Genomic DNA, 25,408 nt, shown 5'->3' with positions numbered 1-25,408 from the left:
TTTTTATTTCCCTCAGATTACACTTCCTGTGGCGTAATAAAAGGAACGACATCATAGCTAACGGCGGTATTGTCCGAAAGGTTGTAGACGTTAATATCAGGAACCTTTTCTCGCATAAAAGTATAGAACGGCAGGATTTTACCTAAATCCCGACTCAGTTCTGATGCCTGCTTGTTGGTTTTCTCATCATAAAACCGAGCGCAATTGTCGACTAAATCCAGTCCGGAATGGATAATTTTCTTGTAATCTAAGCTGTATGCCACCTGCAGGGCGGCAAACGCCACGGTATGACATGAGCAATACCCGTGCGAGATGTCCAGACTGAAGCCAACCAACCGTTTCTTTTTTGACAACGGGACGTCTATTAGAATTTTTTCGTCAAACTTTGCCAGCAGGGTAAATTTTAACTTCTTAAAGAAGCCACCCTTTTCCCGCTGATACAGCGAGCGGATGATAAAACCGCTATTGTCGATAAAGCGCTTATCTTCTGCAGAGGCTTTATCGTACACCTCACCGTTAACGATCGTGTATTTGCTCTTCTTCACGAACTCGCGAAAATCATCATTACGCTGCAGTAAGAAGCGCGAATCGGTTAACACATAGATGAAAGGCTGAATATTGTTGTCCAGCAGATAGCGGGCAGAACCGTTGACGGAGATAACGTCTGATGCCATCAACAGATCCAGGGGAGTTTTCAGTGACGAAGGTCCTGAGAGGAAAATAATACTGTTTTCAGAGGTCTTGTGACGTTTGATTTCGTTAATGTCTTCGGTTGTGATGCTGTGCAATTTACCGCTCATAAGACTGTCACCAAAATATTATTACCCAAAGCCGATTATCTTCTTTACGCTACACTAGCGGGCCGACTTCACCAACCGCAAATAAAAGTAGTAAATGTAGTGCATGATGCCGGCAATCGGCTGGTTATTCTTAAAGTTATGCTTAGCGCAATAGCGGGCATAGTTGGCATTGCTCGGTTTTAGCAGCGATACCGCTTTCCATGGCGACACGTCTTTCGCCTTCAGGAAAGGCGTTGCGCTAGGGTAAGTCGCCCAGTTATGCCATGGCTTGGTTGGCCCCACGTAGTGGATAAGCACGGTACCGTCATTAATCGGGTTGGTAAATGAATCCTTCAGCTCATAGTTGAGGCTGAACTGCGTATTATATTTACCCGCGATAAAGGCGACTTTCCCTGCGAGAATAATGTTCAGAATATCCTGATCCATAAAGCTCAGTTTACGAGTCACATTCTTATCGGACAGCAGCGACATCGCTTTTCCTGAAACATATTCACCGGCCCATGCCGGGATATTCAACAACAGCACGCCCGAATTAAAATAGCCATTCTCAATAGCCGGGCATTCCAGGCTCTGGCTGCGTGACAGCCACCACTTTTTATCACGCTCCGGAACAACACCCGCTACGTTATCACCTAATGCCAGCGTCGGCAGCTCGTTTATACTCCCCTGGCACACAATGTCCGCATCCAGATAAAGTACGCGCGACTGCTGGCCAATGAAGTAGTCCCCGATAATAAAGCGGAAGTACATCGCCACAGACCAGTTCTTGGTCGTCGGGAAAGACTTCAAACGGTCACAGTTGACGATATGAATCTGAATACAGGTGTTATTATCTTTTGCAAGCTGCAAGAAATGCTGCTTCTCCGCCTCCGGAAGGGTGTCAATAAAGACGTGAAACACAAAATCCATATCGCGGTTGTGTAGCAAAACCGAGGCAATGGAGACTCCACAACCGAAGAGAAAGTTCTTATCAATACCGTAAGCGATATGGAACGGCAAACGGCCCTGCGCCGCTTCACGCTCATCAAAGACAATCGTTTCTGTGATCATCTCTTCCGCATTTAAATACGAATATGCCATGCTCTGCCCCAAACGTTACAACGACTTTCTGAGCGTTCGCTCTTTGATTTTATTCGCTTTTTCTTCAGCTTTCGCCATCAGCGCCTGTTCCTGTTTCATCACGTCTCTAAGCGGCTGCGCAAAATAAATCTGCATAAAGCGAAAAACATCGCGCTGGGTTAGCCCGATATTCATCGATGAAAAATACAACCCAATCAGATCTTTATCGCGCCAGCGACGTGGAACACGATCGCGAATTTGCGCACGATGCAGGTCAATAACCGAAATCTTCAACGTTTCTTCTTCACCGCTAAACGGCAGATGCAGCAAGAAATGGCAGATATAACAGTCGCGGTGGTTAATCCCGCTCAGGTGCATTTTGCGCACCATCGTCGCGACGCGTTTAATCAGCATACGTTTCACCACGGGCGTCGGTGGGTTTGTCACCCAGTCTGCACAGTAGTCTTCAAGGCTGATGGTTGGTGTGAGATCTTCGGTGATGATGAAGGATGTACGGGTTAACGGGTTCAGACCTTTCTCGCCGAAACCAACGCCGTGCATGGTATCAACACCCACGTCATGCAGGCGGTGGATCGCATTCCACTCGCGGTCAGCACCCAGCACCGGCATACGCAGTGAAATCAGGTTTTTGACGATCTCTTTGAGAGAGGTTCCACGGTGCCATTTCAGAAAATAGCTGTTGCCCGCCAGTTCGAAACGCAGGGTGCGACGCGTTTCCAGTTCCCGGAAGACTTCGCCCTGCAGATGCTTCACTTCTTCAAAAGCATCTTTTCCGCGCCACAACGTGGCCAGCGGTTCTTTCAGCTCAACCATCCAAATCACCTATTATGATGTCTGCCGCTTTCTCTGCCAGACTGTATAAGTCCTGTGTATCGGCGTAGTTGCGCGCATTTTCCGCCCACGCTGCGCGAAGCGCTGGCTGGGTTAACGCCTTAAGGAGAATCTCATTCAAGGCTTCTTGTCGGAAGGGTTCTTCAATCACCGTGCCGCAGTTGGCGTCCGCAATATAGTGTGCATAGCCGCACACGCTGGTGGTTAACACCGGCAGGCCGGCCGTCACCGCCTCCAGCAGCACGATGCCTGCCGCCTCCTGATAGGCCGGGTGCAGCAGTAAATCCGCCGCCGCCATCAGTTCCGCCACGTCATTGCGCCCGGAGAAAAAGTGGACGTTGCGTTGAATGCCGTATTTCTCAGCCAGCGCGGCGAATTTCCCCGGCTTATCCTGGCCTACGATAAACAGCTGCGTATTATGACGCAGGCTTTCCGGCAGTGAAGCTATCGCGGACAAAGTGCGATCCACGCCTTTGCGCGTAAAGTCGGATCCCACCTGCAGCAATACATTCTGCGATTCAGTCAAACCGTTCTTCTGTCGATAAACCTGACGGGCGTTCGGAATCTGCTGACTGTATTTTCTATCCGGATAAATCCCCGGCGGCAAAATATGAAAACGTTCAGGCTCGGTCTGATAGTGCTTCTGGAAATCCGCAATTTGCTTGTCCGTCAGCATCAGCAACTGCGTCGGCTTACCGTGTTCAAACGTGGCGCGCTCGAACGCCGCATAGTGGCGATAGCGTGACGTCAGGCGATAAAAGAAGCCTTTCTCCTGCGCCACTTTCTCGGCGTAACACACGTCGGCGGCGTAATAGACATCCAGCCCAGGCATCTTATTAAAGCCCACGACCCTGGCGACCGGATGCTCGTGCAGGTGGTTTTGCACCCACGTATAATATTCCACGTTGCGACCGTGGTTGGTATGGGATTTCACCGGAACCCGAATTAACTCAAAAGCATCGGGGCACTCCCCCTCCCAGACTTGCGTATAAACGCGCACCTGATGGCCGCGATCCGCAACGGTCTGAGCAATGCGCATAAAGTCGCGCTGCAGACCACCGAAGGGAAAGTACTTATACAGACAGAATGCAACGATCATCATGCTTCACCTGTTGCAGATTCGGCCTCGTGAACAGGCAGAATTTTGTCGATAGCTGCAATGACGTCCTCGGCCGGAATAACCGCAAGATACATTTCATTGCGGTTACGCTGCTCGCGCGGCGGCATCGGCCGATAGTCACCGGCCCAGAACTGAATCATATTGTCCGACCACGGGCGCCAGAAAATATGGTCCGTCGCACCAAATAGCGCAATCAGCGGCGTTTTGACCGCAGCCGCAATATGTCCCGGCGCGGAGTCGACGCCGATAAACAACGCGGCGTGGTCAATCAATGCCCCCAGTTCCGGGAAGCTAACTTTACCGGCCAGCGCCGTCACTGGCGGCTGCTGACAGCCTTGAGCAATCGCGTTCACGCAGGCCAGATCGTCCACACCCGGCCCGGAAGTCAGCACCACCTCTATCCCGCGATCGTGCAGAGCATCAATCACCCGGGAGAATTTCTCGTTCTCCCAGCACTTAAATATCTGCCGCGCCGTCGGCTGGATCACCACGTAGCGCTCGCCAACGCCAGCTTTATCAAGCTCGGCGCGCACACGCTGCCAGCAGACTGGGTTATAGCTCATGGTCGTCTCAGCCACATGCGAATCAAGCCCCAGAGGGGCCAGCACCGAGAGGTTGCTCTCAACGACGTTACTGCCTGTCAGAGGTGCAAGATGTGTGAAACTGTTGCGCCAAAAGGCCGACTGCCGGTGCTGATAGTCCTGCGAGATACTCATTGGCGCGTTCAACAGGCGTACCAGCACCGCCGCCATCCACTGGTCTGCCATATTGATGACGAGATCGTATTTATTGGCGCGCAATACCCTAATGAGACTGACGAAATTGGTTATTTTCTCTGCCGTTTTGGCTTTTTTATTTTTAATACCATACAGCGCGTTGATTGCAGGATTCTCAGACAAAATAGGGATCGTGTCCTGGTACAGCAGGGCATCAACCTTCGCCTCAGGATAATGGCGTTTCAGCGTGCTAATAACGGGAGTAGTGAGCAACATATCCCCGTGAAAACGCATTTTAATGACCAGAATTTTTCGAAATGGCTTTTCCACAAGCGACTCTTTGGTTGAGATTTTCCGGTAAAAGTAGGAAAAAAGCACGCTACCGCCCCAGGCTCAACAGCTACCTGATTACTGATATTGCACTTATTTTGATGCGCTAGTGTACCACTTCTTGAGCCGCAATCCGAACCGGATAGCTTTCGCGCAAATAAAGTTTTTTTCACTTATAAATCATTTAATTAAAATCATTACCCTTGCCATAACGCCGGCTTTGCCAGCCCCCAAATATCCATGGGTGTTAACCGCAATGAACAGTATAAAAAAGGGGGTTCGGCAGTGATATCCACGGCCAGCCCCTGTGCTGTGGATAATTTAGACCAAAAACAGCAAAAGTAATGGTAAAGCCTTAGCTAAATACTTAGAATCCACAGCACATTCATAACTCAGCTATTTATTATGCTTGAATTGCTTTACACCGCCCTTCTTTACCTTATCCAGCCTCTCATCTGGATACGGCTTTGGGTGCGCGGACGTAAGGCTCCGGCCTACCGAAAACGCTGGGGTGAACGCTACGGTTTTTATCGCCAGCCGCTGAAGCCCGGCGGAATCATGCTGCATTCGGTGTCCGTTGGCGAAACGCTGGCGGCGATCCCATTAGTTCGCGCGCTGCGTCATCGTTACCCCGATTTGCCGATTACTGTGACCACGATGACCCCAACCGGTTCCGAGCGTGTGCAGTCGGCGTTTGGCAAAGACGTTCAGCACGTCTATCTGCCGTATGATTTACCCGATGCCCTCAACCGTTTTCTCGATAAAATCGACCCTAAACTGGTGTTGATTATGGAAACGGAGCTGTGGCCGAACCTGATTGCCGCTCTGCATCGTCGCCATATTCCGCTGGTGATTGCCAACGCACGCTTGTCCGAGCGCTCAGCCGCCGGATACGCCAAACTGGGCTCATTCGTACGCACGCTGCTGCAGCGTATTACGCTGATTGCCGCGCAAAATGAAGAAGATGGCCAACGTTTTGTCGCGCTCGGTGCCAAAAATAATCAGGTAACCATTACCGGCAGCCTGAAGTTCGATATTTCCGTTACGCCACAGCTGGCTGCCAAAGCGGTCACGCTGCGTCGCCAATGGGCGCCGCGCCGCCCGGTATGGATAGCCACCAGCACCCACGAGGGCGAAGAGAGTATCGTTATTGCCGCCCACAAGGCGCTGCTACAACACTATCCAGACTTACTGCTGATTCTGGTGCCACGTCACCCGGAACGCTTCCCGGACGCTATCAACCTCACGCGTCAGGCTGGCTTGAGCTTTATCACCCGTTCCTCCGGTGAAGTCCCCTCCGCCACAACACAGGTGGTCATTGGCGACACCATGGGTGAGCTGATGCTGCTGTATGGCATTGCCGACCTGGCGTTTGTCGGCGGCTCGTTGGTTGAACGTGGTGGGCATAACCCGCTGGAAGCCGCAGCGCATGCTATTCCCGTACTGATGGGCCCGCACACCTTCAACTTCAAAGATATCTGCGCCCGTCTGGAACAGGCGAGCGGTCTTATCACCGTGACCGATGCCGCAAGCCTCGAAAAAGAGGTATCCTCACTGCTGGGCGATGCAGATTACCGTAGCTTCTACGGTCGACACGCCGTTGAGGTCTTGTATCAGAACCAGGGCGCGCTACAACGCCTGTTACAACTCCTGGAACCGTACCTGCCACCGAAAACGCATTGAGGATGATTATGCAAAAACGGGCGATTTATCCGGGCACTTTCGATCCCATCACCAACGGTCATCTTGATATCGTGACCCGCGCGGCCTGCATGTTCGATCAGGTCATCCTCGCTATTGCGGCCAGCCCAAGTAAAAAGCCGATGTTTGACCTGAGCGAGCGCGTGGCGCTGGCCCAGCAGGCAACGGCGCACCTTGGCAACGTGGAAGTGATGGGTTTTAGCGATCTGATGGCTAACTTCGCCCGTACCCAGCAGGCCAATATCCTGATTCGCGGCCTGCGCGCGGTGGCGGATTTCGAATATGAAATGCAGCTTGCGCATATGAACCGCCACCTGATGCCGGAGCTGGAAAGCGTCTTTCTGATGCCGTCGAAGGAGTGGTCGTTTATCTCATCATCGCTGGTAAAAGAGGTCGCACGTCATGATGGCGATGTAACCCATTTTCTACCCGTGAATGTGCATCAGGCGCTGATGGAGAAGTTGAAGTAAGCCTCTGTGCGTTCCCCCGGCGGCGCTAGCCTGGCCGGGCAACGTGGTTACTTCTGGCACTGCCGGCAATAAAATGTTGCTCTCTGCGCATGTTTGCTGGCGATAATCGGCGTCCCGCATACCCGACAGGCTTCCCCTTTCCGCCCGTACACCTGTAGCTCCTGCGCAAAGTAGCCCGGCTTGCCGTCGCTTTGCAGGAAATCTTTTAGCGTGGTTCCACCCTGCTCAATCGATCGTTGCAGCACCGCTTTGATCGCCGCAACCAGTCGTTCGCACTCTTCCACCGATAGCGACGACGCCAGCCGATCCGGATGGATCCGCGCGGAAAACAGCGACTCGCTGGCATAGATATTGCCGACGCCCACCACCAGCTTATTATCCATCAGCCAGGGTTTAATCGCCGTTTTTTTCTTCGCACATCTCGCCTGCAGATAATCCGCGCTAAATTCCGCGCTCAACGGCTCAGGGCCGAGATGAGCAAGCACACTGTGTCCTTCCAGTACCGGCGTCCACAGCCAGGCGCCAAAGCGCCTTGGGTCGGTGTAGCGCAGCACTTTACCGTTACTCATCACCAGGTCCACGTGATCGTGTTTTTCCGCCGGCAGTTCTTCCGCCAGAATGCGTAAACTTCCCGACATACCCAGATGGATGATGATCCAGCCGTCAGGCAGCTCAAGCAGCAGGTATTTGGCGCGTCGTTGGACGCTCAGCACCGGTTTGTCACTCAGACGGTAGATTTCATCAGAGACGGGCCAGCGTAGGCGTCCGTTGCGAATCACGGCGTACTGAATGGTAGCTCCGACCAGATGGGGTTCAATGCCGCGGCGGCTGGTTTCAACTTCGGGTAATTCAGGCATAACGTCTCCGGCTCGAATACTGATGTCTCTATTATGGGGACGCGCAGAAAACAAAAAACCCCGCCGAGGCGAGGTTTTTTGCTACATCGAAACTAAAATTATTTGATTTTAGCTTCTTTGTACAGAACGTGCTGACGGACAACTGGATCGAACTTTTTCAGTTCCAGTTTTTCCGGCTTAGTACGTTTGTTCTTCGTGGTGGTGTAGAAGTGACCTGTACCAGCAGAAGAAACCAGCTTGATTTTCTCGCGAATACCTTTAGCCATGATTTATTTCCTCGTTAAGTACTTAGTACTTTTCGCCACGGGCACGCAGTTCGGACAGAACTGTATCGATGCCTTTCTTATCGATTACACGCATACCTTTAGCAGATACGCGCAGGGTGACAAAACGCTTCTCGCTCTCAACCCAGAAACGGTGAGAGTGCAGGTTCGGCAGGAAACGGCGTTTAGTCGCGTTCAGTGCGTGGGAACGGTTGTTACCGGTCACCGGACGCTTGCCAGTAACTTGGCAGACTCGGGACATGTCTATTCTCCAAAAATCAAATTAGCTCGAGCTTCGTATGGGGTATCGGCGCCTCGTCAGGCTTTACAGCCCGGTCATCGCGTAGTTCTAAGTGAACTCTCGATTGCCAGGCCCAAATGCCAAACCCGAGATTCTCAAAGGTGGCGTAGTATACGCTGACCCGGCGTTATGCTCAAGTCCCGAACAGACAAAGATCCCGGTGGATCGCGTAATAAACCGCTAAATCCAACCGCGTTCGGCAAAAGAAACGTACTCACCGCGGCCAATAACCAGATGGTCAAGCACACGTACATCCATGAATTGGCAACATTTTACCACCCTTTCGGTAATAAGTCTGTCTGATTTACTCGGCTCCGCATGACCCGATGGATGATTATGTGCCAGGATCACCGCAGCAGCATTTACTTTGATGGCTTCTCGTACAATTTCGCGCGGATGCACTTCAACGTGGCTGAGGGTGCCGGAAAAAAGTCGACTGTGTTTGAGTACCCGATGTTGATTATCGAGAAAGATCACCACAAAGATTTCCCGCTCCTCGTCGGCGAGCTGGCTTTGCAGAAACTCACGCGTCATCTCCGGGCTCAGCAGGGAATCTTCAGACAGCACCCGCAGGCTAAAGTAGCGACGCGCCAGCTCGGCAATGCCCTTAAGCTGGGCATACTTGGCAATACCTATACCGTCGATCTGGGTTATTGCTTTTTCGGTCGCCGAAAGCAGGCCATACAGCGAACCGAAATGGCGCAACAGGTCCTGCGAGAAACATAATACGGTTTTTTCCCGCGTGCCGGTGCGCAAAAATAGCGCCAGTAGCTCAACATCCGTGAGCGACTCAATCCCGTACCGCTGCATCTTTTCACGCGGCATGAGGGCTTCTGGACTCTCCATGATGGCCTCCTCTGATGGCTGCCGCTAGGATGTCACAGTACGATCCCCCCTGCACGACACGGATATCACCCTTGCGTAGCGGCTCGCAAAGTGTCGCTGTCGTAAGCGCACGACCCTGTCAGGATTGTGATAAAATGCGCGAATTCTGGTGTCCCCCTAACAGGAAAAATCATGATGAGCCTGGCCGGTAAGAAAATTGTTCTTGGCGTCAGCGGCGGTATCGCTGCCTACAAAACGCCGGAGCTGGTGCGTCGCCTGCGCGAGCGCGGCGCTGACGTGCGCGTCGCAATGACCGACGCAGCAAAAGCCTTCATCACCCCGCTGAGCCTGCAGGCCGTATCCGGCTATCCGGTCTCCGACAGCCTGCTCGATACCGCTGCCGAAGCGGCGATGGGCCACATTGAGCTGGGCAAATGGGCTGACCTCGTTATCCTTGCGCCGGCCACCGCCGACTTAATTGCCCGCGTGGCCGCCGGGATGGCAAACGACCTGGTGTCGACTATCTGTCTCGCCACCCCGTCGCCGGTTGCCGTTGTTCCCGCGATGAACCAGCAGATGTATCGTGCCGCTGCCACGCAGCACAACCTTGAGGTACTCGCCTCACGCAATATGTTGATCTGGGGCCCGGACAGCGGCAGCCAGGCCTGTGGCGACGTCGGGCCCGGTCGTATGCTCGACCCGTTAGCGATTGTCGACATGGCCGCAGCACATTTTTCTGCCGTCAACGATCTGCAACATCTGCACATCATGATTACCGCAGGCCCGACCCGCGAACCGCTGGACCCGGTGCGTTACATCACCAACCACAGTTCGGGCAAAATGGGTTTTGCTATCGCCGAAGCCGCAGCGCGCCGTGGCGCCAACGTCACGCTGGTTAGCGGCCCGGTGTCGCTGCCGACGCCCGCCTTTGTGCAACGTATTGACGTCACCACAGCTGAAGAGATGAACGCCGCCGTTCAGGCCAGCATCACACAACAGCAGATTTTTATCGGCTGCGCCGCGGTCGCCGACTATCGCGCAGCGGTTATTGCCGAAGAAAAAATTAAGAAGCAGGACACCCAGGGCAATGAATTCACAATAAAAATGGTGAAAAACCCGGATATCGTCGCCGGCGTTGCCGCACTGAAAGAGCACCGTCCCTACGTCGTAGGGTTTGCCGCCGAAACGAATAATGTGGAAGAATATGCGCGGCAAAAGCGTAGCCGCAAGAACCTTGATCTGATTTGCGCCAATGATGTATCGCAATCAAATCAAGGCTTTAATAGCGATAACAATGCATTGCACCTTTTCTGGCAGGACGGCGAGAAGCGTTTACCTCTCGCCAGTAAGTCACTCCTGGGCCAACTATTATTGGACGAGATCGTTAACCGTTATGATGAAAAAAATCGACGTTAAGATTCTGGACTCGCGTATTGGCCAGCAGTTCCCGCTGCCGACCTATGCCACCGCTGGCTCTGCAGGCCTTGATCTGCGCGCCTGTCTTGATGACGCCGTGGAACTGGCGCCAGGGGAAACCACCTTACTGCCGACCGGCCTGGCAATTCATATTGCCGATCCGTCTCTGGCGGCGGTGATGCTGCCGCGCTCTGGCCTCGGCCATAAGCACGGTATCGTGTTGGGTAACCTGGTGGGGCTTATCGACTCTGACTATCAGGGGCAACTGATGGTCTCCATCTGGAACCGTGGGCAAACCACCTTCACTATCGAGCCAGGCGAACGCGTCGCGCAGATGGTGTTTGTTCCTGTCGTACAGGCCGAGTTTAATCTGGTCGAATCGTTTGAAGCCACCGATCGTGGCGAAGGTGGCTTCGGCCACTCCGGGCGTCAATAACTCGCCCTCAGGCACATCATGCAGGATGTGATGTGCCCGTTTTTTACGCATCTCACGGCGTCATAATGCAAAAAGATCACTGCAATTTATGGTTGCGGTCACCGTGTGGATGCTCGCCTGACAAGTGTTTTATTTTCAGGGGTATTTTAGAACATGGCAGAAAAGCAAACTGCGAAAAGGAATCGTCGCGAGGAAATACTTCAATCCCTGGCGTTGATGCTTGAATCCAGCGATGGCAGCCAGCGAATCACGACGGCAAAACTGGCCGCGTCCGTTGGCGTGTCTGAAGCGGCGCTGTACCGGCATTTCCCAAGCAAGACCCGCATGTTCGATAGCCTTATCGAGTTTATCGAAGATAGCCTGATTACCCGTATCAACCTGATTCTGAAAGACGAAAAGGATACGACCGCGCGTTTACGTCTGATTGTGCTGCTGATTCTGGGCTTCGGCGAACGCAATCCAGGCCTGACCCGTATCCTCACCGGTCACGCGCTGATGTTTGAGCAAGACCGCCTGCAGGGCCGTATTAACCAGCTGTTTGAGCGCATTGAGGCTCAACTGCGTCAGGTACTGCGCGAGCGCAAAATGCGTGAAGGGGAAGGCTACGAAACCGATGAGACGCTGCTGGCAAGTCAGCTACTCGCGTTCTGCGAAGGCATGCTCTCGCGCTTTGTTCGCAGCGAATTTAAGTATCGCCCGACAGACGATTTTGACGCCCGCTGGCCGCTGATTGTCGCCCAACTGCAGTAAACACCGTTGGCGCTACGCTTACGGGCCTACAAACGTTCTGTAGGCCGGATAAGCGCAGCGCCATCCGGCAATTTTTACACGCCGTACGCTTCGCGATATGCGCGTACCGAGGCTAAATGCTCAGCCATCTCCGGTTTTTCTTCCAGATAAGCGATCAGATCTTTCAGGGTAATGATCGAGATAACGTCACAGCCGTAATCACGTTCCACTTCCTGAATGGCCGAGATCTCACCGCGACCACGCTCCTGACGATCTAAAGAGATCAGCACGCCAGCCAGCTGCGCGCCGTTGGCCTGGATGATCTCCATCGATTCACGAATCGCCGTTCCCGCGGTGATAACGTCATCCACCAGCATCACGCGCCCGGTCAGCGCGCTGCCAACCAGATTACCGCCCTCGCCGTGATCTTTGGCTTCTTTACGGTTGAAGCAGTACGGGTAGTCTTTGTCGTGATGTTCCGCCAGCGCCACCGCGGTGGTGGTCGCAATCGGAATACCTTTGTACGCAGGGCCAAACAGCAGATCGAACTCGATGCCGGAATCCACCAGCGCTTCAGCATAAAAACGGCCTAACAGTGCCAGATCGCGCCCGGTATTAAACAGCCCGGCGTTGAAGAAATAGGGGCTTTTTCGCCCGGATTTCAGCGTAAACTCGCCAAACTTAAGTACCTGCTTGTTAAGCGCAAACTCAATAAACTGGCGCTGATACGGTTTCATGGATTCGCTCCTCATCTCACTTTATTACGGACAAAAAAAAGGGCGACCACGTCGCCCTTAAAAATCAGTTTTCTAACGCCGCCTTCTGCGTCGCTACAATAGATTCGATTCCCCCTCGGGCTAGCGCCAGCAGGGTGAGTAACTCTTCGTGGGTGAACGGCTCGCCTTCCGCCGTGCCCTGAACCTCAATGATGCGACCGTCTTCGGTCATCACCACGTTCATGTCGGTTTCCGCCGCCGAGTCTTCAACGTACTCCAGGTCGCACAGCGCTTCACCGTTGACAATACCGACGGAAACCGCGGCGACCATCCCTTTCATCGGGTTGGTTTTCAGCTTACCTGCGGCAACCAGTTTGCCCAGCGCATCGGCCAGCGCCACACAGGCACCGGTAATAGACGCGGTACGCGTGCCGCCATCGGCCTGGATAACGTCACAGTCCAGCGTGATAGTGAACTCGCCGAGCGCTTTCAGATCTACCGCTGCACGCAGCGCGCGAGCAATCAGACGCTGAATCTCCATAGTACGACCGCCCTGTTTGCCCTTCGCCGCTTCACGGGCGTTACGGGTATGGGTAGCACGCGGCAGCATGCCGTACTCAGCGGTGATCCAGCCCTGACCCTGACCTTTCAGAAAACGCGGCACGCCTTCATCAATAGAGGCGGTGCAGAGCACTTTAGTATCGCCAAATTCGACCAGCACGGAACCTTCTGCGTGTTTTGTATAATTACGGGTCAGGGTGACGGGACGCACCTGGTTGGCACTACGACCTGCTGGACGCATGATAGAAATCTCCGGCTTGAAACGAATGTGGCTGCGCATTATACACAAAATCATTCCAGCTGTATCAAGGCGACAAAGGCGCGCATCCCCAGGAGCGTACATAAGTACCTGACTGGGGTAAGCGACGGCAGCCAACACAGAGACAGCTTGAAGGATGAAGTGTTATACGGATTAACGGTGCTTATTCCTATCCTCATAAGCCCCCGAGGGCTATAATCCCCCCATCTCTCCTTTAAAAACAGGAACGTCTATGATCCGCAGCATGACCGCCTATGCCCGCCGCGAAATTAAGGGCAGTTGGGGCAGCGCCGCCTGGGAACTGCGCTCTGTTAACCAGCGTTATCTCGAAACCTATTTCCGTCTGCCGGAGCAGTTCCGCAGCCTCGAACCCGTTGTTCGTGAACGTCTACGTACCCGCTTAACGCGCGGGAAAGTAGAGTGCACTCTGCGTTTTGAGCCGGATGCCAGTGCGCAAGGCGAACTTATTCTTAACGAAAACCTGGCAAAGCAGCTGGTTAACGCCGCGAACTGGGTCAAAATGCAGAGCGACGAAGGGGAAATTAACCCGGTCGATATTCTGCGCTGGCCGGGCGTTATGGCGGCACAAGAGCAGGATCTGGACGCTATCGCCGCCGAGATCCTGAATGCGCTGGACGGTACGCTGGACGACTTCATCGTCGCTCGCGAAACCGAAGGTCAGGCGCTGAAAGCGCTGATTGAACAACGCCTGGAAGGTGTTAGCAGCGAAGTGACCAAAGTACGTGCCCATATGCCGGAAATTCTGCAGTGGCAGCGCGATCGCCTGGTGGCGAAGCTGGAAGACGCGGAAGTGCAGTTGGAAAACAACCGCCTGGAGCAGGAACTGGTGTTGATGGCCCAGCGTATTGATGTGGCCGAAGAGCTGGATCGCCTGGAAGCCCACGTCAAAGAGACCTATAACATCCTGAAGAAAAAAGAGGCCGTTGGCCGTCGCCTGGACTTCATGATGCAGGAATTCAACCGTGAGTCGAATACCCTGGCATCGAAGTCAATTAATGCCGACGTCACAAATTCCGCTATCGAGCTGAAGGTTCTCATTGAACAGATGCGCGAGCAGATTCAAAATATCGAGTAACACCAAAGCGTTATATTAAAAATCAATGCCCGCCATGCTGCGGGCATTTTTAATTCAGGTAGTTTATTTTTCTGCCGTATCGCTGCATGATGAGCCACCCCTTCATGAAAGGGTGATTATGGAAGAGATACGGTATTTCAGAACGTTATTGCTCAGATATTTCACGCCATCCTTTTATCCCTGCAGATAATAGGCCTATCTGTTTTTACGCCCTGATATCGATCTAATTATATCTTAAGCATTGGTAGCTAGACTGGCCGCCTTCACCGTAAATAAAGTTAATCACATGCAATTCACGACTACTCAGAGTACGCCAGCCTACAGCTGGAAAGCCCTTGGCTGGGCCGTATTGTATTTTTGCTTCTTTTCAACAGCATTGCAGATTGTTATCTATGCCACAGGTTACAGCGGCTCGACTGGCCTAAGAGATTCCATTCTCTTTAGCCTGTTATGGCTGGTGCCTGTATTTCTCTTTCCCCGGAAAACCCGCATTATCGGCGCCTTAATTGGCATCATTCTCTGGGCTGCCTCGCTCGCGGCAATTAGCTATTACGTAATTTACGGGCAAGAGTTCTCGCAAAGCGTTCTATTCGTGATGTTCGAAACCAACACCAACGAAGCGGGCGAGTTCTTCAGCCAGTACTTTAGCCTCAAAATAGTGCTGGTCGCGCTGGTCTATACGGCGATCGCTATCCTCCTGTGGACACGTCTGCGTCCTGTGTATATCCCAACGCCCTGGCGCTGGCTGGTATCATTCGCCCTGCTGTACGGGCTGATCCTGCATCCGATCGTCACTGGGGTAGTGATGAAGGACAAACCGGTTGCCGATGTGCTGGATGGCGTATCAACCCGCCTTGCTCCTGCCGCACCATGGCAGTTCATTACCGGCTACTACCAGTATCGTCATCAGCTCAATAGCCTGACGCGACTGCTCAACGACAACCACGCTCTGCCGCCGCTGGCGAATTTAAAAGACAGCACCGGTAATGCGCCGCGTACGCTGGTGCTGGTTATCGGTGAGTCAACGCAGCGTGGGCATATGAGCCTGTACGGCTATCCACGTGAAACCACGCCAGAACTGGATGCGCTGCGTAAGTCCGATCCTAACTTTACCGTATTCAATGATGTGGTTACGTCTCGTCCCTACACCATTGAGATTCTGCAGCAGGCGCTGACCTTCGCGAATGAGCAGAACCCGGACCTGTATCTGACCAAACCCTCGCTGATGAACCTGATGAAGCAGGCGGGTTATAAAACCTTCTGGATAACCAACCAGCAGACGATGACGTCGCGCAACACGATGTTGACGGTGTTCTCGAAGCAGACCGACCAGCAGTTCTACATGAACCAGCAGCGCACCCAAAGCGCCCGCGAATACGATGCCAACGTGCTGGCACCGTTTAAGCAGGTGCTGGCCGATCCTGCGCCGAAAAAGTTCATTATCGTTCACCTGCTGGGTACGCATATTAACTACCAGTACCGCTATCCTGAGAACTGGAACAAATTCTCCGGTAAAACCGACAGCATGCCGGCTGGTTTAAGTAAGGATCAGCAGGACACGTACAACAACTATGACAACGCCAACCTGTATAACGACTATATCGTTTCTACGCTGATTAAAGACTACAGGGCGACGGATCCTAACGGCTTCTTGCTGTACTTCTCTGACCATGGGGAAGAAGTCTACGATACGCCGCCGCATCAGACTCAGGGGCGTAATGAGCAAGAACCGACGCGTCACATGTACACCATCCCGTTCCTGCTGTGGACCTCGGAGAAGTGGCATGAGGCGCATCCGCGCGATTTCTCGCAGGACGTGAACCGCAAATACAGCAGTTCCGAGCTTATTCATACCTGGTCAGATTTGGCAGGCTTGAGCTATGACGGTTTCGACCCAACGCGTGCGCTGACCAACCCTCAGTTTGAGGAAAGTACGCGCTGGATTGGCAACCCGTACAACAAGAAATCACTGAGAGATTACGATACGCTGCCGTACGGCGAGCTAACGGGTAATCAGTAAGCGATCTTCCGGCCACTTCATCATGAAGTGGCCGTTTTAGGCTGTTAGCATAAGTTTTTAATTAGATTTCTTAATGCGTTAACTAATCATAAAAATCAACACATACCAATATCACTGCGATAAGCACAGCAATTAAAATTAGTTTTACTAATTAAAACCCACTCTCCTTAGAAAATCTCAATCGTGATCCCACGCACAAATCGCTACCCTTCTGCCATTCATTCCGGGAGCAAACATGTTACTGCACATCCTCTACCTGATTGGCATTACCGCCGAAGCCATGACTGGCGCGCTGGCCGCCGGGCGTCGCCGCATGGATACCTTTGGCGTGATTATTATCGCCACCGCCACCGCACTGGGCGGCGGTTCCGTACGCGATATGTTGCTTGGCCACTATCCGTTAGGCTGGGTACAGCATCCGGAATACATCATCACCGTTGCCGTTGCGGCAGTGCTGACGACCATTGTCGCGCCGGTAATGCCGTATCTGCGCCGCCTGTTTCTGGTGCTGGATGCCGTAGGGCTTATCGTTTTCTCTATCATCGGCGCACAGATTGCACTGGATATGGGTGAAGGCCCGATCATCGCCGTCATTGCTGCGGTGATTACCGGTGTCTTTGGCGGCGTGTTGCGCGACATGTTCTGCAAGCGCATTCCGCTGGTATTCCAGAAAGAACTTTACGCCGGCATCTCTTTTGCCGCCGCCGTGCTTTACGTCGCGCTACAGCACTACGTCAGCAATCACGATGTGGTGGTGATTTCAACGCTGCTGTTCGGCTTTACCGCCCGCATGCTGGCGCTGAGATTGCGGCTCGGTCTACCGGTATTTCACTACCGTCACGAAACACACTAATCAAATCCCGCCACGCCCAGCGTATGTAGCTTGTCGGCAAGCGCAACGATCGTGGGGTGGTGGAGAAAGATCACCAGGCGGTGGGCCCTCTCCGGCCCAATCCCGGGTAGCCTTTGCCAGGCCAGCTCATCTCGCGCTGAAATCTGTTGCCATGAGGTATCGCCGGATGCCTTGAGCGCGGCTTCGGGCAACGGCGTCCCCAGCGCCTTGACCCACAGCCGAAAAGGCTGGCGACGCGTCATCTCAAAACGGTGCCATAGCTGTTCGGCGCGTTCTGGCGCGATTCCCGGTATCTCTTTTAGCTGGGCCGCCCGCAGTTCAAGCCAGGAAAAAAGGTGGTCGAACGGTAACGCCATCATCAGCCTGTTCCAGCCTGCTTCTCCCAAACCTTCCAGATTAAAAACCTGCGGTGAAGACAGCCAGTTCAGGCGAGATAAGAACTGTGCCCGACAGCCATCCGTCAGAAAAAAGCAGGTTAGCGAATGGTATTCTCCCACCGGAGGATTAGGTTTTGTTCGATCCAGCCCGCGCCAGATAACGCTATCCAGCCGGGGAATCCCCTGGCCTGCCAGGCTCACCAGCAGTTGATCGCCCACGGTGAAATCCAGACGCCGCCAGCGCGCAACGGACCCCACATTAACCCGCCTGACCTGCTTGTCATCCAGCTTTACCGGCTCAAGCTCTGCGACAACCGAGACCTTGCCGCTACGCCCTATCGAGAAGTGAATACCGTTCACCTGCGCGACCTGTGCCACCGGCTCGTATTTCCATGCAGCCACCCAGGTTCCCTGCGTCGGCAGCCAGTACGCGCCCGCGGGTTCTTTCGCTTCCCGAATCACAATGCCATCGGTCGCAAACGGTAACGGCGTGGTTAACCAGCGTTCGCGCCAGTTCGCCACCTCCTGAACGCGGGAAACCCGATGAGAATAATGCTGGGCAAGCTCAAATCCAGCCGCAGACAGCTGCGCCAGCCGTTCAGACATCGCCGCCGGACCATCCGGCCATGCCCAGATAAACAGCGACAATGCCGATAGCGGCTCGCGTTCACCTCGCCGCATTAACATACCCGCCACCTTTGCACGGGCGTTCATGCCGCCCATTTTGCGCTGCACATGCCCCTCTGCGCGTAAAAAGATCTCACCTTGTAAAACGCTGTTTGCCAGAGCTCCCTGTACCGCCTTCGGCAACGACGGTATCTGCCTGACTTTATCCGTCCAGTCTTCCCCCACCAGGCCATCCCCTCGGCTAATCGCCTGATAAAGTTGCCCGTGGCGATAAACCAGCGTTACCGCAACGCCATCGACTTTTGGCTGCACCCATAGCTCACCTTTGTCTTGCATCCACTGCCCCACAGCCCGTGCATCCGCCAGTTTTCGCACTCCGGTATGGGCGACAGGATGCTTAAGCGCGTCGTGTAACGGCGGCAAACTCGTGCTCTCTACTGATTTCGCACCAAAACAATGCTGCCACCGTGTAAGCCGAGCAGTGAGTTGGTCATAGACGCCGTCGCTCACCCCGCTGACCCCTTGTCGCCAGTAATCGGCGTTCCACTTTGCTATTTGCCCCTGTAGCTGCGCAATCTCTTGCTCGGCCCGCGCGGCAGACCAGACTGGACAGCTGGCTTGCGCCTGCATAGCTAGCAGCCACCCCAGCCCCATCATCCATGCCTTCATATGCTTTCCCCGTCAGTACGCTGGCTCTGTTTGTAATGCAGCCGTTTTCTGCACGCGAGGGCGATCGTATCGTTTCCCGAGCAGGCTTCAGGGAAAACGCATTCGTTGCAGCAACATGGGGATAATTCAGGAAAGCGACTCGCAAAATGAAAGAAACTGGCGCAAAAAGTGTGACAAAGGCTACGTCGCGCAGCGCCGCCGTGTATAATAGGCTCGTATGTAAGTTCTCTTTCGATCATCACATACAAAAGACACTCATGGCTCAAGGCACGCTCTATATTGTTTCCGCCCCTAGTGGCGCGGGTAAATCCAGCCTGATTCAGGCTTTATTAAAAACCCAACCGTTGTACGACTCCCAGGTCTCTGTTTCACATACCACGCGCTCGCCGCGTCCGGGTGAAGTGCACGGTGAACACTATTTCTTCGTAAATCACGACGAATTCCGTTCGATGATTGGCGAAGGTGCGTTTCTGGAACACGCTGAAGTCTTTGGCAACTATTACGGCACCTCGCGTCAGGCTATCGAGCAGGTCCTGGCGACCGGCGTTGATGTCTTCCTGGACATCGACTGGCAGGGCGCACAGCAAATCCGTAAAAGCATGCCGGGCGCGCGCAGCATCTTCATTCTGCCGCCGTCTAAAATTGAACTGGACCGCCGCCTGCGTGGCCGTGGCCAGGACAGCGAGGAAGTCATCGCTAAACGAATGGCTCAGGCAGTTGCAGAAATGAGTCATTACGCGGAATATGATTACCTTATCGTCAATGATGATTTCGATACCGCGCTGAGTGATTTTAAGACCATCCTCCGCGCTGAACGTCTGCGTATGAGCCGCCAAAAGCAGCGACATGACGCTTTAATCAGCAAATTATTGGCAGACTGAACCCACTTTCAGTATCATGCCCAGTCATTTCTTCACCTGTGGAGCATTAAAGTATGGCACGCGTAACTGTTCAGGACGCTGTAGAGAAAATTGGTAACCGTTTTGACCTGGTACTGGTCGCCGCGCGTCGCGCTCGTCAGATGCAGGTAGGCGGCAAGGATCCGCTGGTACCGGAAGAAAACGATAAAACCACCGTGATCGCGCTGCGCGAAATCGAAGAAGGTCTGATCAACAACCAGATCCTCGACGTGCGCGAGCGCCAGGAACAGCAAGAGCAGGAAGCCGCTGAATTACAAGCTGTTACCGCTATTGCTGAAGGTCGTCGTTAATTAGATAGCGGGTCGCCCTTGTATCTGTTTGAGAGCCTGAATCAGCTGATTCAAAATTACCTGCCGGAAGACCAGATTAAGCGTCTTCGGCAGGCCTATCTCGTTGCACGTGACGCTCACGAGGGGCAAACACGTTCAAGCGGTGAACCCTATATCACGCACCCGGTAGCGGTAGCCTGCATTCTGGCCGAGATGAAACTCGACTATGAAACGCTGATGGCCGCCCTGCTGCATGACGTGATTGAGGATACCCCTGCCACCTACCAGGACATGGAGCAGCTCTTTGGCAAAAGCGTTGCTGAACTGGTAGAGGGGGTCTCTAAACTTGATAAACTCAAGTTCCGCGATAAGAAAGAGGCGCAGGCCGAAAACTTTCGCAAAATGATTATGGCGATGGTGCAGGATATCCGCGTCATCCTCATCAAGCTTGCCGACCGCACCCACAACATGCGCACGCTGGGCTCATTACGCCCGGACAAACGTCGCCGCATCGCCCGTGAAACGCTCGAAATTTACAGCCCGCTGGCGCACCGTTTAGGTATCCATCACATCAAGACCGAGCTCGAAGAGCTGGGCTTTGAAGCGCTGTACCCTAACCGTTATCGCGTCATTAAAGAGGTGGTGAAAGCCGCGCGCGGTAACCGTAAAGAGATGATTCAGAAGATTCTTTCTGAAATTGAAGGGCGTTTGCAGGAAGCGGGAATTCCGTGTCGCGTCAGCGGCCGCGAGAAACATCTGTACTCTATCTACTGCAAAATGGTGCTGAAAGAGCAGCGTTTTCACTCGATCATGGATATCTACGCCTTCCGCGTTATCGTCCACGATCTGGATACCTGCTACCGCGTACTGGGCCAGATGCACAGCCTGTACAAGCCGCGCCCGGGTCGCGTAAAAGACTACATCGCGATTCCAAAGGCCAACGGATATCAGTCCCTGCACACCTCGATGATTGGGCCACACGGTGTCCCGGTCGAAGTCCAGATCCGTACCGAAGATATGGATCAAATGGCAGAGATGGGTGTTGCCGCACACTGGGCTTACAAAGAGCACGGTGGCGAAAGCAGTACTACCGCACAAATCCGCGCCCAACGCTGGATGCAAAGCCTGCTGGAACTGCAGCAGAGCGCCGGTAGTTCGTTTGAATTTATCGAGAGCGTTAAATCCGATCTCTTCCCGGATGAGATTTACGTTTTCACCCCGGAAGGCCGCATCGTCGAACTGCCCGCTGGCGCGACGCCGGTGGACTTCGCCTACGCCGTGCATACCGACATCGGTCATGCCTGCGTCGGCGCGCGCGTCGACAGGCAGCCTTACCCGCTGTCGCAGCCGCTCTCCAGCGGCCAGACGGTAGAAATCATCACCGCGCCGGGCGCACGCCCGAACGCCGCATGGCTCAACTTTGTCGTCAGTTCAAAAGCGCGCGCAAAAATTCGCCAGATGCTGAAAAACCTCAAGCGCGACGACTCCGTCAGCCTGGGTCGCCGTCTGCTGAACCACGCGCTGGGCGGTAGCCGCAAGCTCGCGGAAATCCCGCCGGATCATGTTCAGCGCGAACTTGACCGTATGCGTCTTGCCACCCTTGACGATCTGCTGGCCGAAATTGGCCTCGGCAACGCCATGAGCGTGGTGGTGGCGAAAAACCTCCAGCAGGGCGAAGCTATCCCGTCTGCACCGGGTGCCTCCGGGCATACCCATCTGCCGATTAAAGGCGCAGACGGCGTACTGATCACCTTCGCGAAATGCTGTCGCCCAATCCCTGGCGACCCGATCATCGCTCACGTCAGCCCGGGTAAAGGGCTGGTTATCCACCATGAATCCTGCCGCAACATTCGCGGTTATCAGAAAGAACCAGAGAAGTTCATGGCGGTTGAGTGGGACAAAGAAACGGCGCAGGAATTTATCACCGAGATTAAGGTTGATATGTTCAACCATCAGGGGGCGCTGGCCAACCTGACGGCAGCCATCAATACCGCGACGTCCAATATTCAAAGCCTGAATACGGAAGAGAAAGACGGCCGCGTATATAGCGCCTTTATCCGCCTGACCGCCCGCGACCGCGTGCATCTGGCGAATATCATGCGCAAAATCCGCGTGATGCCGGACGTCATCAAAGTCACCCGTAACCGAAACTAGCTTTTTACACAAAATCATTCGAATTGCATCACAAAGCGTTTTAACGCTTTGAACAGCGCTTGCGCTGGCCCCGAAGGGGTGAGGCGATAAGCCGAATAACGAGGCAAGCGAATGAGTCCCCAGGAGCGTACAACAGTACGTGACTGGGGTGAATGAGTGCGGCCAACGCCGAGGCAATTTGAAGGATGAAGTGTAAATGAACTTACAGCGTTATGCGCGTATCCGTGAGATGCTCGCCAGGCGTCAGCCTGACCTGACGGTCTGCATGGAAGAGGTCCACAAACCTCATAATGTTTCGGCGATCGTTCGCACCGCCGATGCTGTAGGCGTTCACGAAGTTCACGCCGTGTGGCCGGGTAACCGCATGCGCACGATGGCCTCGGCGGCAGCGGGCAGCAACAGTTGGGTGCAGGTAAAGACCCACCGGACCATCGGTGACGCGGTAGGCCATCTGAAAAGCCAGGGCATGCAGATTCTGGCGACACATCTGTCCGACAAAGCCGTCGACTTCCGTGAAATCGATTATACCCGCCCGACCTGTATCCTGATGGGCCAGGAAAAAACCGGTATCACCCAGGAAGCATTAGCCCTCGCGGATCGGGACATCATCATCCCGATGATTGGCATGGTGCAGTCGCTCAACGTCTCCGTCGCCTCAGCCTTGATTCTCTACGAAGCGCAGCGCCAGCGGCAGAACGCCGGCATGTACCGCCGGGAAAACAGTATGCTACCGGACGAAGAACAGCAGCGCCTGTTGTTTGAAGGCGGCTACCCGGTGCTGGCAAACGTTGCTAAACGCAAAGGGCTCCCTTATCCCCACGTTAACGAGCAGGGCGAAATTGAAGCCGATGCCGCGTGGTGGTCCACTATGCAGGCCTCGGAGTAACCGTCATGCAAAGCCGTCTGCTGGATGCCGTTCCGCTCAACACGTTGACCGGCGTTGGCGCCGCGCAGAGCAGCCGGCTGGCAAAAATTGGTCTACACACGGTGCAGGATCTGCTTCTGCACCTGCCGCTACGCTACGAAGACCGCACCCAACTTTATCCCATCGGTGAACTGCTTCCCGGCATCTACGTGACCGTGGAAGGCGAAGTCCTGAACTGCAATATCACCTTCAGCGGCCGACGGATGATGACCTGCCAGATTAGCGACGGCACTGGTATCCTGACGATGCGCTTTTTCAACTTCAACGCGGCAATGAAAAACAGCCTCGCCACCGGGCGGCGAGTGCTGGCCTATGGCGAAGCCAAACGCGGCAAGTACGGCGCGGAGATGATCCATCCGGAATACCGCGTACAGGGAGACCTCAGCACACCGGATTTGCAGGAGACCTTAACGCCGGTCTACCCCACGACCGAAGGTATCAAACAGGCCACGTTACGCAAACTCACCGACCAGGCGCTGGATTTACTTGATACCTGCGCCATCAGCGAACTGCTACCGCCAGAGCTGGCACAGGGAATGATGAGCCTGCCGGAAGCGCTACGTACGCTGCATCGCCCGCCACCGACGCTCCAGCTTGCTGATTTAGAAACCGGTAAACACCCGGCGCAGCAGCGCCTAATCCTTGAGGAGCTGCTGGCGCACAACCTGAGTATGCTGGCCCTGCGCGCGGGCGCGCAGCGTTTCCACGCTCAGCCGCTCAGCGCCAACGATGCGCTGAAAGATAAACTGCTGGCAGCGCTGCCGTTTAAGCCTACGGGTGCCCAGGCGCGCGTAACGGCGGAAATTGAACACGATATGGCGCTGGATGTGCCGATGATGCGTCTGGTACAGGGCGACGTTGGCTCCGGGAAAACGCTGGTTGCCGCACTGGCTGCGCTTCGCGCCATCGCCCATGGCAAGCAGGTGGCGCTGATGGCGCCAACCGAACTGCTCGCCGAACAGCACGCCAACAACTTCCGCAGTTGGTTTGCACCGCTGGGCGTTGAAGTGGGCTGGTTGGCGGGTAAACAGAAAGGTAAAGCGCGTCAGGCACAGCAAGAGGCCATTGCCAGCGGTCAGGTGCAGATGATTGTCGGCACCCACGCTATCTTCCAGGAACAGGTGCAGTTTAACGGGCTGGCGCTGGTGATCATCGACGAACAGCACCGCTTCGGCGTGCATCAACGACTGGCGCTGTGGGAAAAAGGCCAGCAGCAGGGCTTCCACCCGCATCAGCTGATCATGACAGCCACCCCAATCCCCCGCACCCTGGCGATGACCGCCTATGCCGACCTGGATACCTCGGTGATTGACGAACTGCCGCCGGGCCGCACCCCGGTGACAACGGTAGCGATCCCCGATACCCGTCGCCATGAGATCATCGACCGCGTGCGCAACGCCTGCACCACCGAAGGCCGCCAGGCCTACTGGGTGTGTACGCTGATTGAAGAATCAGACTTGCTGGAAGCGCAGGCGGCGGAAGCTACCAGCGAAGAGCTGAAGCTGGCGCTGCCGGAGTTGAATATCGGCCTCGTCCACGGGCGAATGAAACCCGCCGAGAAGCAGGCCGTCATGCAGGCGTTTAAACAGGGTGAACTGCATTTACTGATTGCCACCACGGTGATTGAAGTCGGCGTCGATGTGCCCAATGCCAGCCTGATGATTATCGAAAACCCGGAGCGTCTGGGGCTGGCGCAACTGCATCAGCTCAGAGGCCGCGTAGGCCGTGGCGCGGTGGCCTCACACTGCGTGCTGCTGTACAAAGCGCCGCTGTCGAAAACCGCGCAGATGCGCCTGCAGGTGCTACGCGACAGCAACGACGGCTTCGTGATTGCTCAGAAAGATCTCGAGATTCGCGGCCCCGGCGAACTGCTCGGTACTCGCCAGACCGGCAACGCCGAATTTAAAGTCGCCGACCTGCTGCGCGATCAGGCAATGATCCCAGAAGTTCAGCGCCTGGCGCGCCATATTCATGACCGTTACCCGCAGCAGGCCAATGCCCTGATCGAGCGCTGGATGCCGGAAACCGAACGTTATTCCAACGCGTAGCCATACCCACAGCCCGAAAAGGGCTGTGCTAAACTTCGC

Annotated in this window: 25 protein-coding genes; 13 read left to right on the top strand and 12 right to left on the bottom strand. The window is 54.5% G+C overall.

The genetic code is table 11. The features are described from left to right. Nucleotides 1-17 precede the first annotated feature (17 nt). Genes waaZ through rfaQ form a run of 5 tightly spaced genes read right to left on the bottom strand, consistent with a single transcriptional unit; the run spans nt 18 to nt 4,877 of the window. Nucleotides 18-800, bottom strand: coding sequence for a 3-deoxy-D-manno-oct-2-ulosonate III transferase WaaZ (gene waaZ / locus M989_RS01385; RefSeq protein WP_064540984.1), 783 nt, complete (start codon nt 798-800; stop codon nt 18-20). A 54-nt stretch (nt 801-854) separates the two neighbouring features. Beyond that, complete coding sequence (waaO, locus tag M989_RS01380; RefSeq protein WP_064540981.1) at nt 855-1,880, bottom strand: lipopolysaccharide 3-alpha-galactosyltransferase; 1,026 nt, start codon at nt 1,878-1,880, stop codon at nt 855-857. A gap of 15 nt (nt 1,881-1,895) precedes the next feature. After that, nucleotides 1,896-2,693: a lipopolysaccharide core heptose(I) kinase RfaP gene (gene rfaP / locus M989_RS01375; RefSeq protein ID WP_064540978.1), complete on the bottom strand. Its 798-nt coding sequence runs from the start codon at nt 2,691-2,693 to the stop codon at nt 1,896-1,898. Next, a complete protein-coding gene (locus M989_RS01370) occupies nt 2,686-3,810 on the bottom strand; it encodes a glycosyltransferase family 4 protein (RefSeq protein ID WP_064540975.1) in 1,125 nt (374 codons plus the stop codon). Before M989_RS01370 ends, rfaP begins: the two co-directional genes overlap by 8 nt. Next, nucleotides 3,810-4,877, bottom strand: coding sequence for a lipopolysaccharide core heptosyltransferase RfaQ (gene rfaQ / locus M989_RS01365; RefSeq protein WP_074398709.1), 1,068 nt, complete (start codon nt 4,875-4,877; stop codon nt 3,810-3,812). The genes M989_RS01370 and rfaQ overlap by 1 nt, the downstream gene beginning before the upstream one ends. Nucleotides 4,878-5,282: 405 nt before the next feature. Between rfaQ and waaA the strand changes: the two genes are divergently transcribed. Both waaA and coaD read left to right on the top strand, forming a co-directional pair. Continuing rightward, entirely contained in the window at nt 5,283-6,560 is a 1,278-nt protein-coding gene (waaA, locus tag M989_RS01360; RefSeq protein ID WP_064540971.1) for a lipid IV(A) 3-deoxy-D-manno-octulosonic acid transferase, read from the top strand. An 8-nt stretch (nt 6,561-6,568) separates the two neighbouring features. Then, entirely contained in the window at nt 6,569-7,048 is a 480-nt protein-coding gene (coaD, locus tag M989_RS01355; RefSeq protein ID WP_064540999.1) for a pantetheine-phosphate adenylyltransferase, read from the top strand. A gap of 47 nt (nt 7,049-7,095) precedes the next feature. Here the strand turns inward: coaD and mutM are convergent, their stop codons facing one another. The 4 genes from mutM to radC form a co-directional block, all read right to left on the bottom strand. After that, nucleotides 7,096-7,905: a bifunctional DNA-formamidopyrimidine glycosylase/DNA-(apurinic or apyrimidinic site) lyase gene (gene mutM / locus M989_RS01350; RefSeq protein WP_064540968.1), complete on the bottom strand. Its 810-nt coding sequence runs from the start codon at nt 7,903-7,905 to the stop codon at nt 7,096-7,098. 98 nt (nt 7,906-8,003) lie between these two features. Continuing rightward, nucleotides 8,004-8,171 carry a 50S ribosomal protein L33 gene (gene rpmG / locus M989_RS01345; protein WP_003024094.1) on the bottom strand — a complete coding sequence of 56 codons (168 nt, stop codon included), beginning with the start codon at nt 8,169-8,171 and terminating at the stop codon, nt 8,004-8,006. 22 nt (nt 8,172-8,193) lie between these two features. Beyond that, nucleotides 8,194-8,430, bottom strand: a complete 237-nt coding sequence (gene rpmB, locus M989_RS01340) for a 50S ribosomal protein L28 (RefSeq protein WP_002436699.1) — start codon at nt 8,428-8,430, stop codon at nt 8,194-8,196. Nucleotides 8,431-8,649: 219 nt separating this feature from the next. Next, on the bottom strand, nt 8,650-9,315 hold the full coding sequence (radC, locus tag M989_RS01335) for a RadC family protein (RefSeq protein WP_064540965.1): 666 nt from the start codon (nt 9,313-9,315) through the stop codon (nt 8,650-8,652). Between the two features lie 174 nt (nt 9,316-9,489). Here radC and coaBC point away from each other — a divergent pair, with 174 nt between their 5' ends. From coaBC to slmA, 3 genes are all read left to right on the top strand, one after another. Beyond that, a complete protein-coding gene (gene coaBC, locus M989_RS01330) occupies nt 9,490-10,710 on the top strand; it encodes a bifunctional phosphopantothenoylcysteine decarboxylase/phosphopantothenate--cysteine ligase CoaBC (RefSeq protein WP_064540996.1) in 1,221 nt (406 codons plus the stop codon). Further along, nucleotides 10,688-11,146, top strand: a complete 459-nt coding sequence (gene dut / locus M989_RS01325; RefSeq protein ID WP_035895829.1) for a dUTP diphosphatase — start codon at nt 10,688-10,690, stop codon at nt 11,144-11,146. Before coaBC ends, dut begins: the two co-directional genes overlap by 23 nt. A 153-nt stretch (nt 11,147-11,299) precedes the next feature. Continuing rightward, entirely contained in the window at nt 11,300-11,896 is a 597-nt protein-coding gene (gene slmA / locus M989_RS01320; protein ID WP_064540962.1) for a nucleoid occlusion factor SlmA, read from the top strand. A 74-nt stretch (nt 11,897-11,970) separates the two neighbouring features. Here slmA and pyrE read toward each other — a convergent pair whose 3' ends face one another. Then, nucleotides 11,971-12,612 (bottom strand): orotate phosphoribosyltransferase, encoded by a 642-nt coding sequence (pyrE, locus tag M989_RS01315; RefSeq protein WP_064540959.1) that lies wholly within the window; start codon nt 12,610-12,612, stop codon nt 11,971-11,973. A gap of 64 nt (nt 12,613-12,676) precedes the next feature. Further along, nucleotides 12,677-13,393 carry a ribonuclease PH gene (rph, locus tag M989_RS01310; protein WP_064540993.1) on the bottom strand — a complete coding sequence of 239 codons (717 nt, stop codon included), beginning with the start codon at nt 13,391-13,393 and terminating at the stop codon, nt 12,677-12,679. Nucleotides 13,394-13,643: 250 nt separating this feature from the next. Between rph and M989_RS01305 the strand changes: the two genes are divergently transcribed. From M989_RS01305 to M989_RS01295, 3 genes are all read left to right on the top strand, one after another. After that, nucleotides 13,644-14,507: a YicC/YloC family endoribonuclease gene (locus M989_RS01305; RefSeq protein ID WP_064540957.1), complete on the top strand. Its 864-nt coding sequence runs from the start codon at nt 13,644-13,646 to the stop codon at nt 14,505-14,507. A 286-nt stretch (nt 14,508-14,793) separates the two neighbouring features. Further along, entirely contained in the window at nt 14,794-16,527 is a 1,734-nt protein-coding gene (locus M989_RS01300; protein ID WP_064540954.1) for a phosphoethanolamine transferase CptA, read from the top strand. Nucleotides 16,528-16,762: 235 nt separating this feature from the next. Then, nucleotides 16,763-17,380: a trimeric intracellular cation channel family protein gene (locus tag M989_RS01295; RefSeq protein WP_064540952.1), complete on the top strand. Its 618-nt coding sequence runs from the start codon at nt 16,763-16,765 to the stop codon at nt 17,378-17,380. On the opposite strand, the gene ligB is transcribed toward M989_RS01295, so the two are convergent. Then, nucleotides 17,377-19,053: an NAD-dependent DNA ligase LigB gene (gene ligB / locus M989_RS01290; RefSeq protein ID WP_064540949.1), complete on the bottom strand. Its 1,677-nt coding sequence runs from the start codon at nt 19,051-19,053 to the stop codon at nt 17,377-17,379. The genes M989_RS01295 and ligB overlap by 4 nt on opposite strands. 257 nt (nt 19,054-19,310) lie before the next feature. Here ligB and gmk point away from each other — a divergent pair, with 257 nt between their 5' ends. The 5 genes from gmk (at nt 19,311) to recG (ending at nt 25,369) form a co-directional block, all read left to right on the top strand. Continuing rightward, on the top strand, nt 19,311-19,934 hold the full coding sequence (gene gmk, locus M989_RS01285; protein ID WP_064540946.1) for a guanylate kinase: 624 nt from the start codon (nt 19,311-19,313) through the stop codon (nt 19,932-19,934). Between the two features lie 53 nt (nt 19,935-19,987). Beyond that, complete coding sequence (gene rpoZ, locus M989_RS01280; protein WP_000135058.1) at nt 19,988-20,263, top strand: DNA-directed RNA polymerase subunit omega; 276 nt, start codon at nt 19,988-19,990, stop codon at nt 20,261-20,263. An 18-nt stretch (nt 20,264-20,281) separates the two neighbouring features. Further along, nucleotides 20,282-22,396 (top strand): bifunctional GTP diphosphokinase/guanosine-3',5'-bis pyrophosphate 3'-pyrophosphohydrolase, encoded by a 2,115-nt coding sequence (spoT, locus tag M989_RS01275; RefSeq protein ID WP_064540943.1) that lies wholly within the window; start codon nt 20,282-20,284, stop codon nt 22,394-22,396. Nucleotides 22,397-22,592: 196 nt separating this feature from the next. Then, nucleotides 22,593-23,282, top strand: coding sequence for a tRNA (guanosine(18)-2'-O)-methyltransferase TrmH (gene trmH, locus M989_RS01270; protein ID WP_064540940.1), 690 nt, complete (start codon nt 22,593-22,595; stop codon nt 23,280-23,282). A gap of 5 nt (nt 23,283-23,287) precedes the next feature. Continuing rightward, nucleotides 23,288-25,369, top strand: a complete 2,082-nt coding sequence (recG, locus tag M989_RS01265) for an ATP-dependent DNA helicase RecG (RefSeq protein ID WP_064540937.1) — start codon at nt 23,288-23,290, stop codon at nt 25,367-25,369. Nucleotides 25,370-25,408: the final 39 nt, after the last annotated feature.

The organism is Kluyvera georgiana ATCC 51603, from assembly GCF_001654985.1.
Classification (GTDB): Bacteria; Pseudomonadota; Gammaproteobacteria; order Enterobacterales; family Enterobacteriaceae; genus Kluyvera; species Kluyvera georgiana.
The sequence above is the reverse complement of the archived record's forward strand: the minus strand, read 5'-3'. Positions and strand labels throughout refer to the sequence as shown.

Bases quoted from the DNA above. Each gene is read 5' to 3' on its own strand.
- waaZ (WP_064540984.1), bottom strand. From the start codon at position 800: ATGAGCGGTAAATTGCACAGCATCACAACCGAAGACATTAACGAAATC.
- waaO (WP_064540981.1), bottom strand. From the start codon at position 1,880: ATGGCATATTCGTATTTAAATGCGGAAGAGATGATCACAGAAACGATT.
- rfaP (WP_064540978.1), bottom strand. From the start codon at position 2,693: ATGGTTGAGCTGAAAGAACCGCTGGCCACGTTGTGGCGCGGAAAAGAT.
- M989_RS01370 (WP_064540975.1), bottom strand. From the start codon at position 3,810: ATGATCGTTGCATTCTGTCTGTATAAGTACTTTCCCTTCGGTGGTCTG.
- waaA (WP_064540971.1), top strand. From the start codon at position 5,283: ATGCTTGAATTGCTTTACACCGCCCTTCTTTACCTTATCCAGCCTCTC.
- coaD (WP_064540999.1), top strand. From the start codon at position 6,569: ATGCAAAAACGGGCGATTTATCCGGGCACTTTCGATCCCATCACCAAC.
- mutM (WP_064540968.1), bottom strand. From the start codon at position 7,905: ATGCCTGAATTACCCGAAGTTGAAACCAGCCGCCGCGGCATTGAACCC.
- rpmG (WP_003024094.1), bottom strand. From the start codon at position 8,171: ATGGCTAAAGGTATTCGCGAGAAAATCAAGCTGGTTTCTTCTGCTGGT.
- rpmB (WP_002436699.1), bottom strand. From the start codon at position 8,430: ATGTCCCGAGTCTGCCAAGTTACTGGCAAGCGTCCGGTGACCGGTAAC.
- radC (WP_064540965.1), bottom strand. From the start codon at position 9,315: ATGGAGAGTCCAGAAGCCCTCATGCCGCGTGAAAAGATGCAGCGGTAC.
- coaBC (WP_064540996.1), top strand. From the start codon at position 9,490: ATGAGCCTGGCCGGTAAGAAAATTGTTCTTGGCGTCAGCGGCGGTATC.
- dut (WP_035895829.1), top strand. From the start codon at position 10,688: ATGATGAAAAAAATCGACGTTAAGATTCTGGACTCGCGTATTGGCCAG.
- slmA (WP_064540962.1), top strand. From the start codon at position 11,300: ATGGCAGAAAAGCAAACTGCGAAAAGGAATCGTCGCGAGGAAATACTT.
- pyrE (WP_064540959.1), bottom strand. From the start codon at position 12,612: ATGAAACCGTATCAGCGCCAGTTTATTGAGTTTGCGCTTAACAAGCAG.
- rph (WP_064540993.1), bottom strand. From the start codon at position 13,393: ATGCGTCCAGCAGGTCGTAGTGCCAACCAGGTGCGTCCCGTCACCCTG.
- M989_RS01305 (WP_064540957.1), top strand. From the start codon at position 13,644: ATGATCCGCAGCATGACCGCCTATGCCCGCCGCGAAATTAAGGGCAGT.
- M989_RS01300 (WP_064540954.1), top strand. From the start codon at position 14,794: ATGCAATTCACGACTACTCAGAGTACGCCAGCCTACAGCTGGAAAGCC.
- M989_RS01295 (WP_064540952.1), top strand. From the start codon at position 16,763: ATGTTACTGCACATCCTCTACCTGATTGGCATTACCGCCGAAGCCATG.
- ligB (WP_064540949.1), bottom strand. From the start codon at position 19,053: ATGAAGGCATGGATGATGGGGCTGGGGTGGCTGCTAGCTATGCAGGCG.
- gmk (WP_064540946.1), top strand. From the start codon at position 19,311: ATGGCTCAAGGCACGCTCTATATTGTTTCCGCCCCTAGTGGCGCGGGT.
- rpoZ (WP_000135058.1), top strand. From the start codon at position 19,988: ATGGCACGCGTAACTGTTCAGGACGCTGTAGAGAAAATTGGTAACCGT.
- trmH (WP_064540940.1), top strand. From the start codon at position 22,593: ATGAACTTACAGCGTTATGCGCGTATCCGTGAGATGCTCGCCAGGCGT.
- recG (WP_064540937.1), top strand. From the start codon at position 23,288: ATGCAAAGCCGTCTGCTGGATGCCGTTCCGCTCAACACGTTGACCGGC.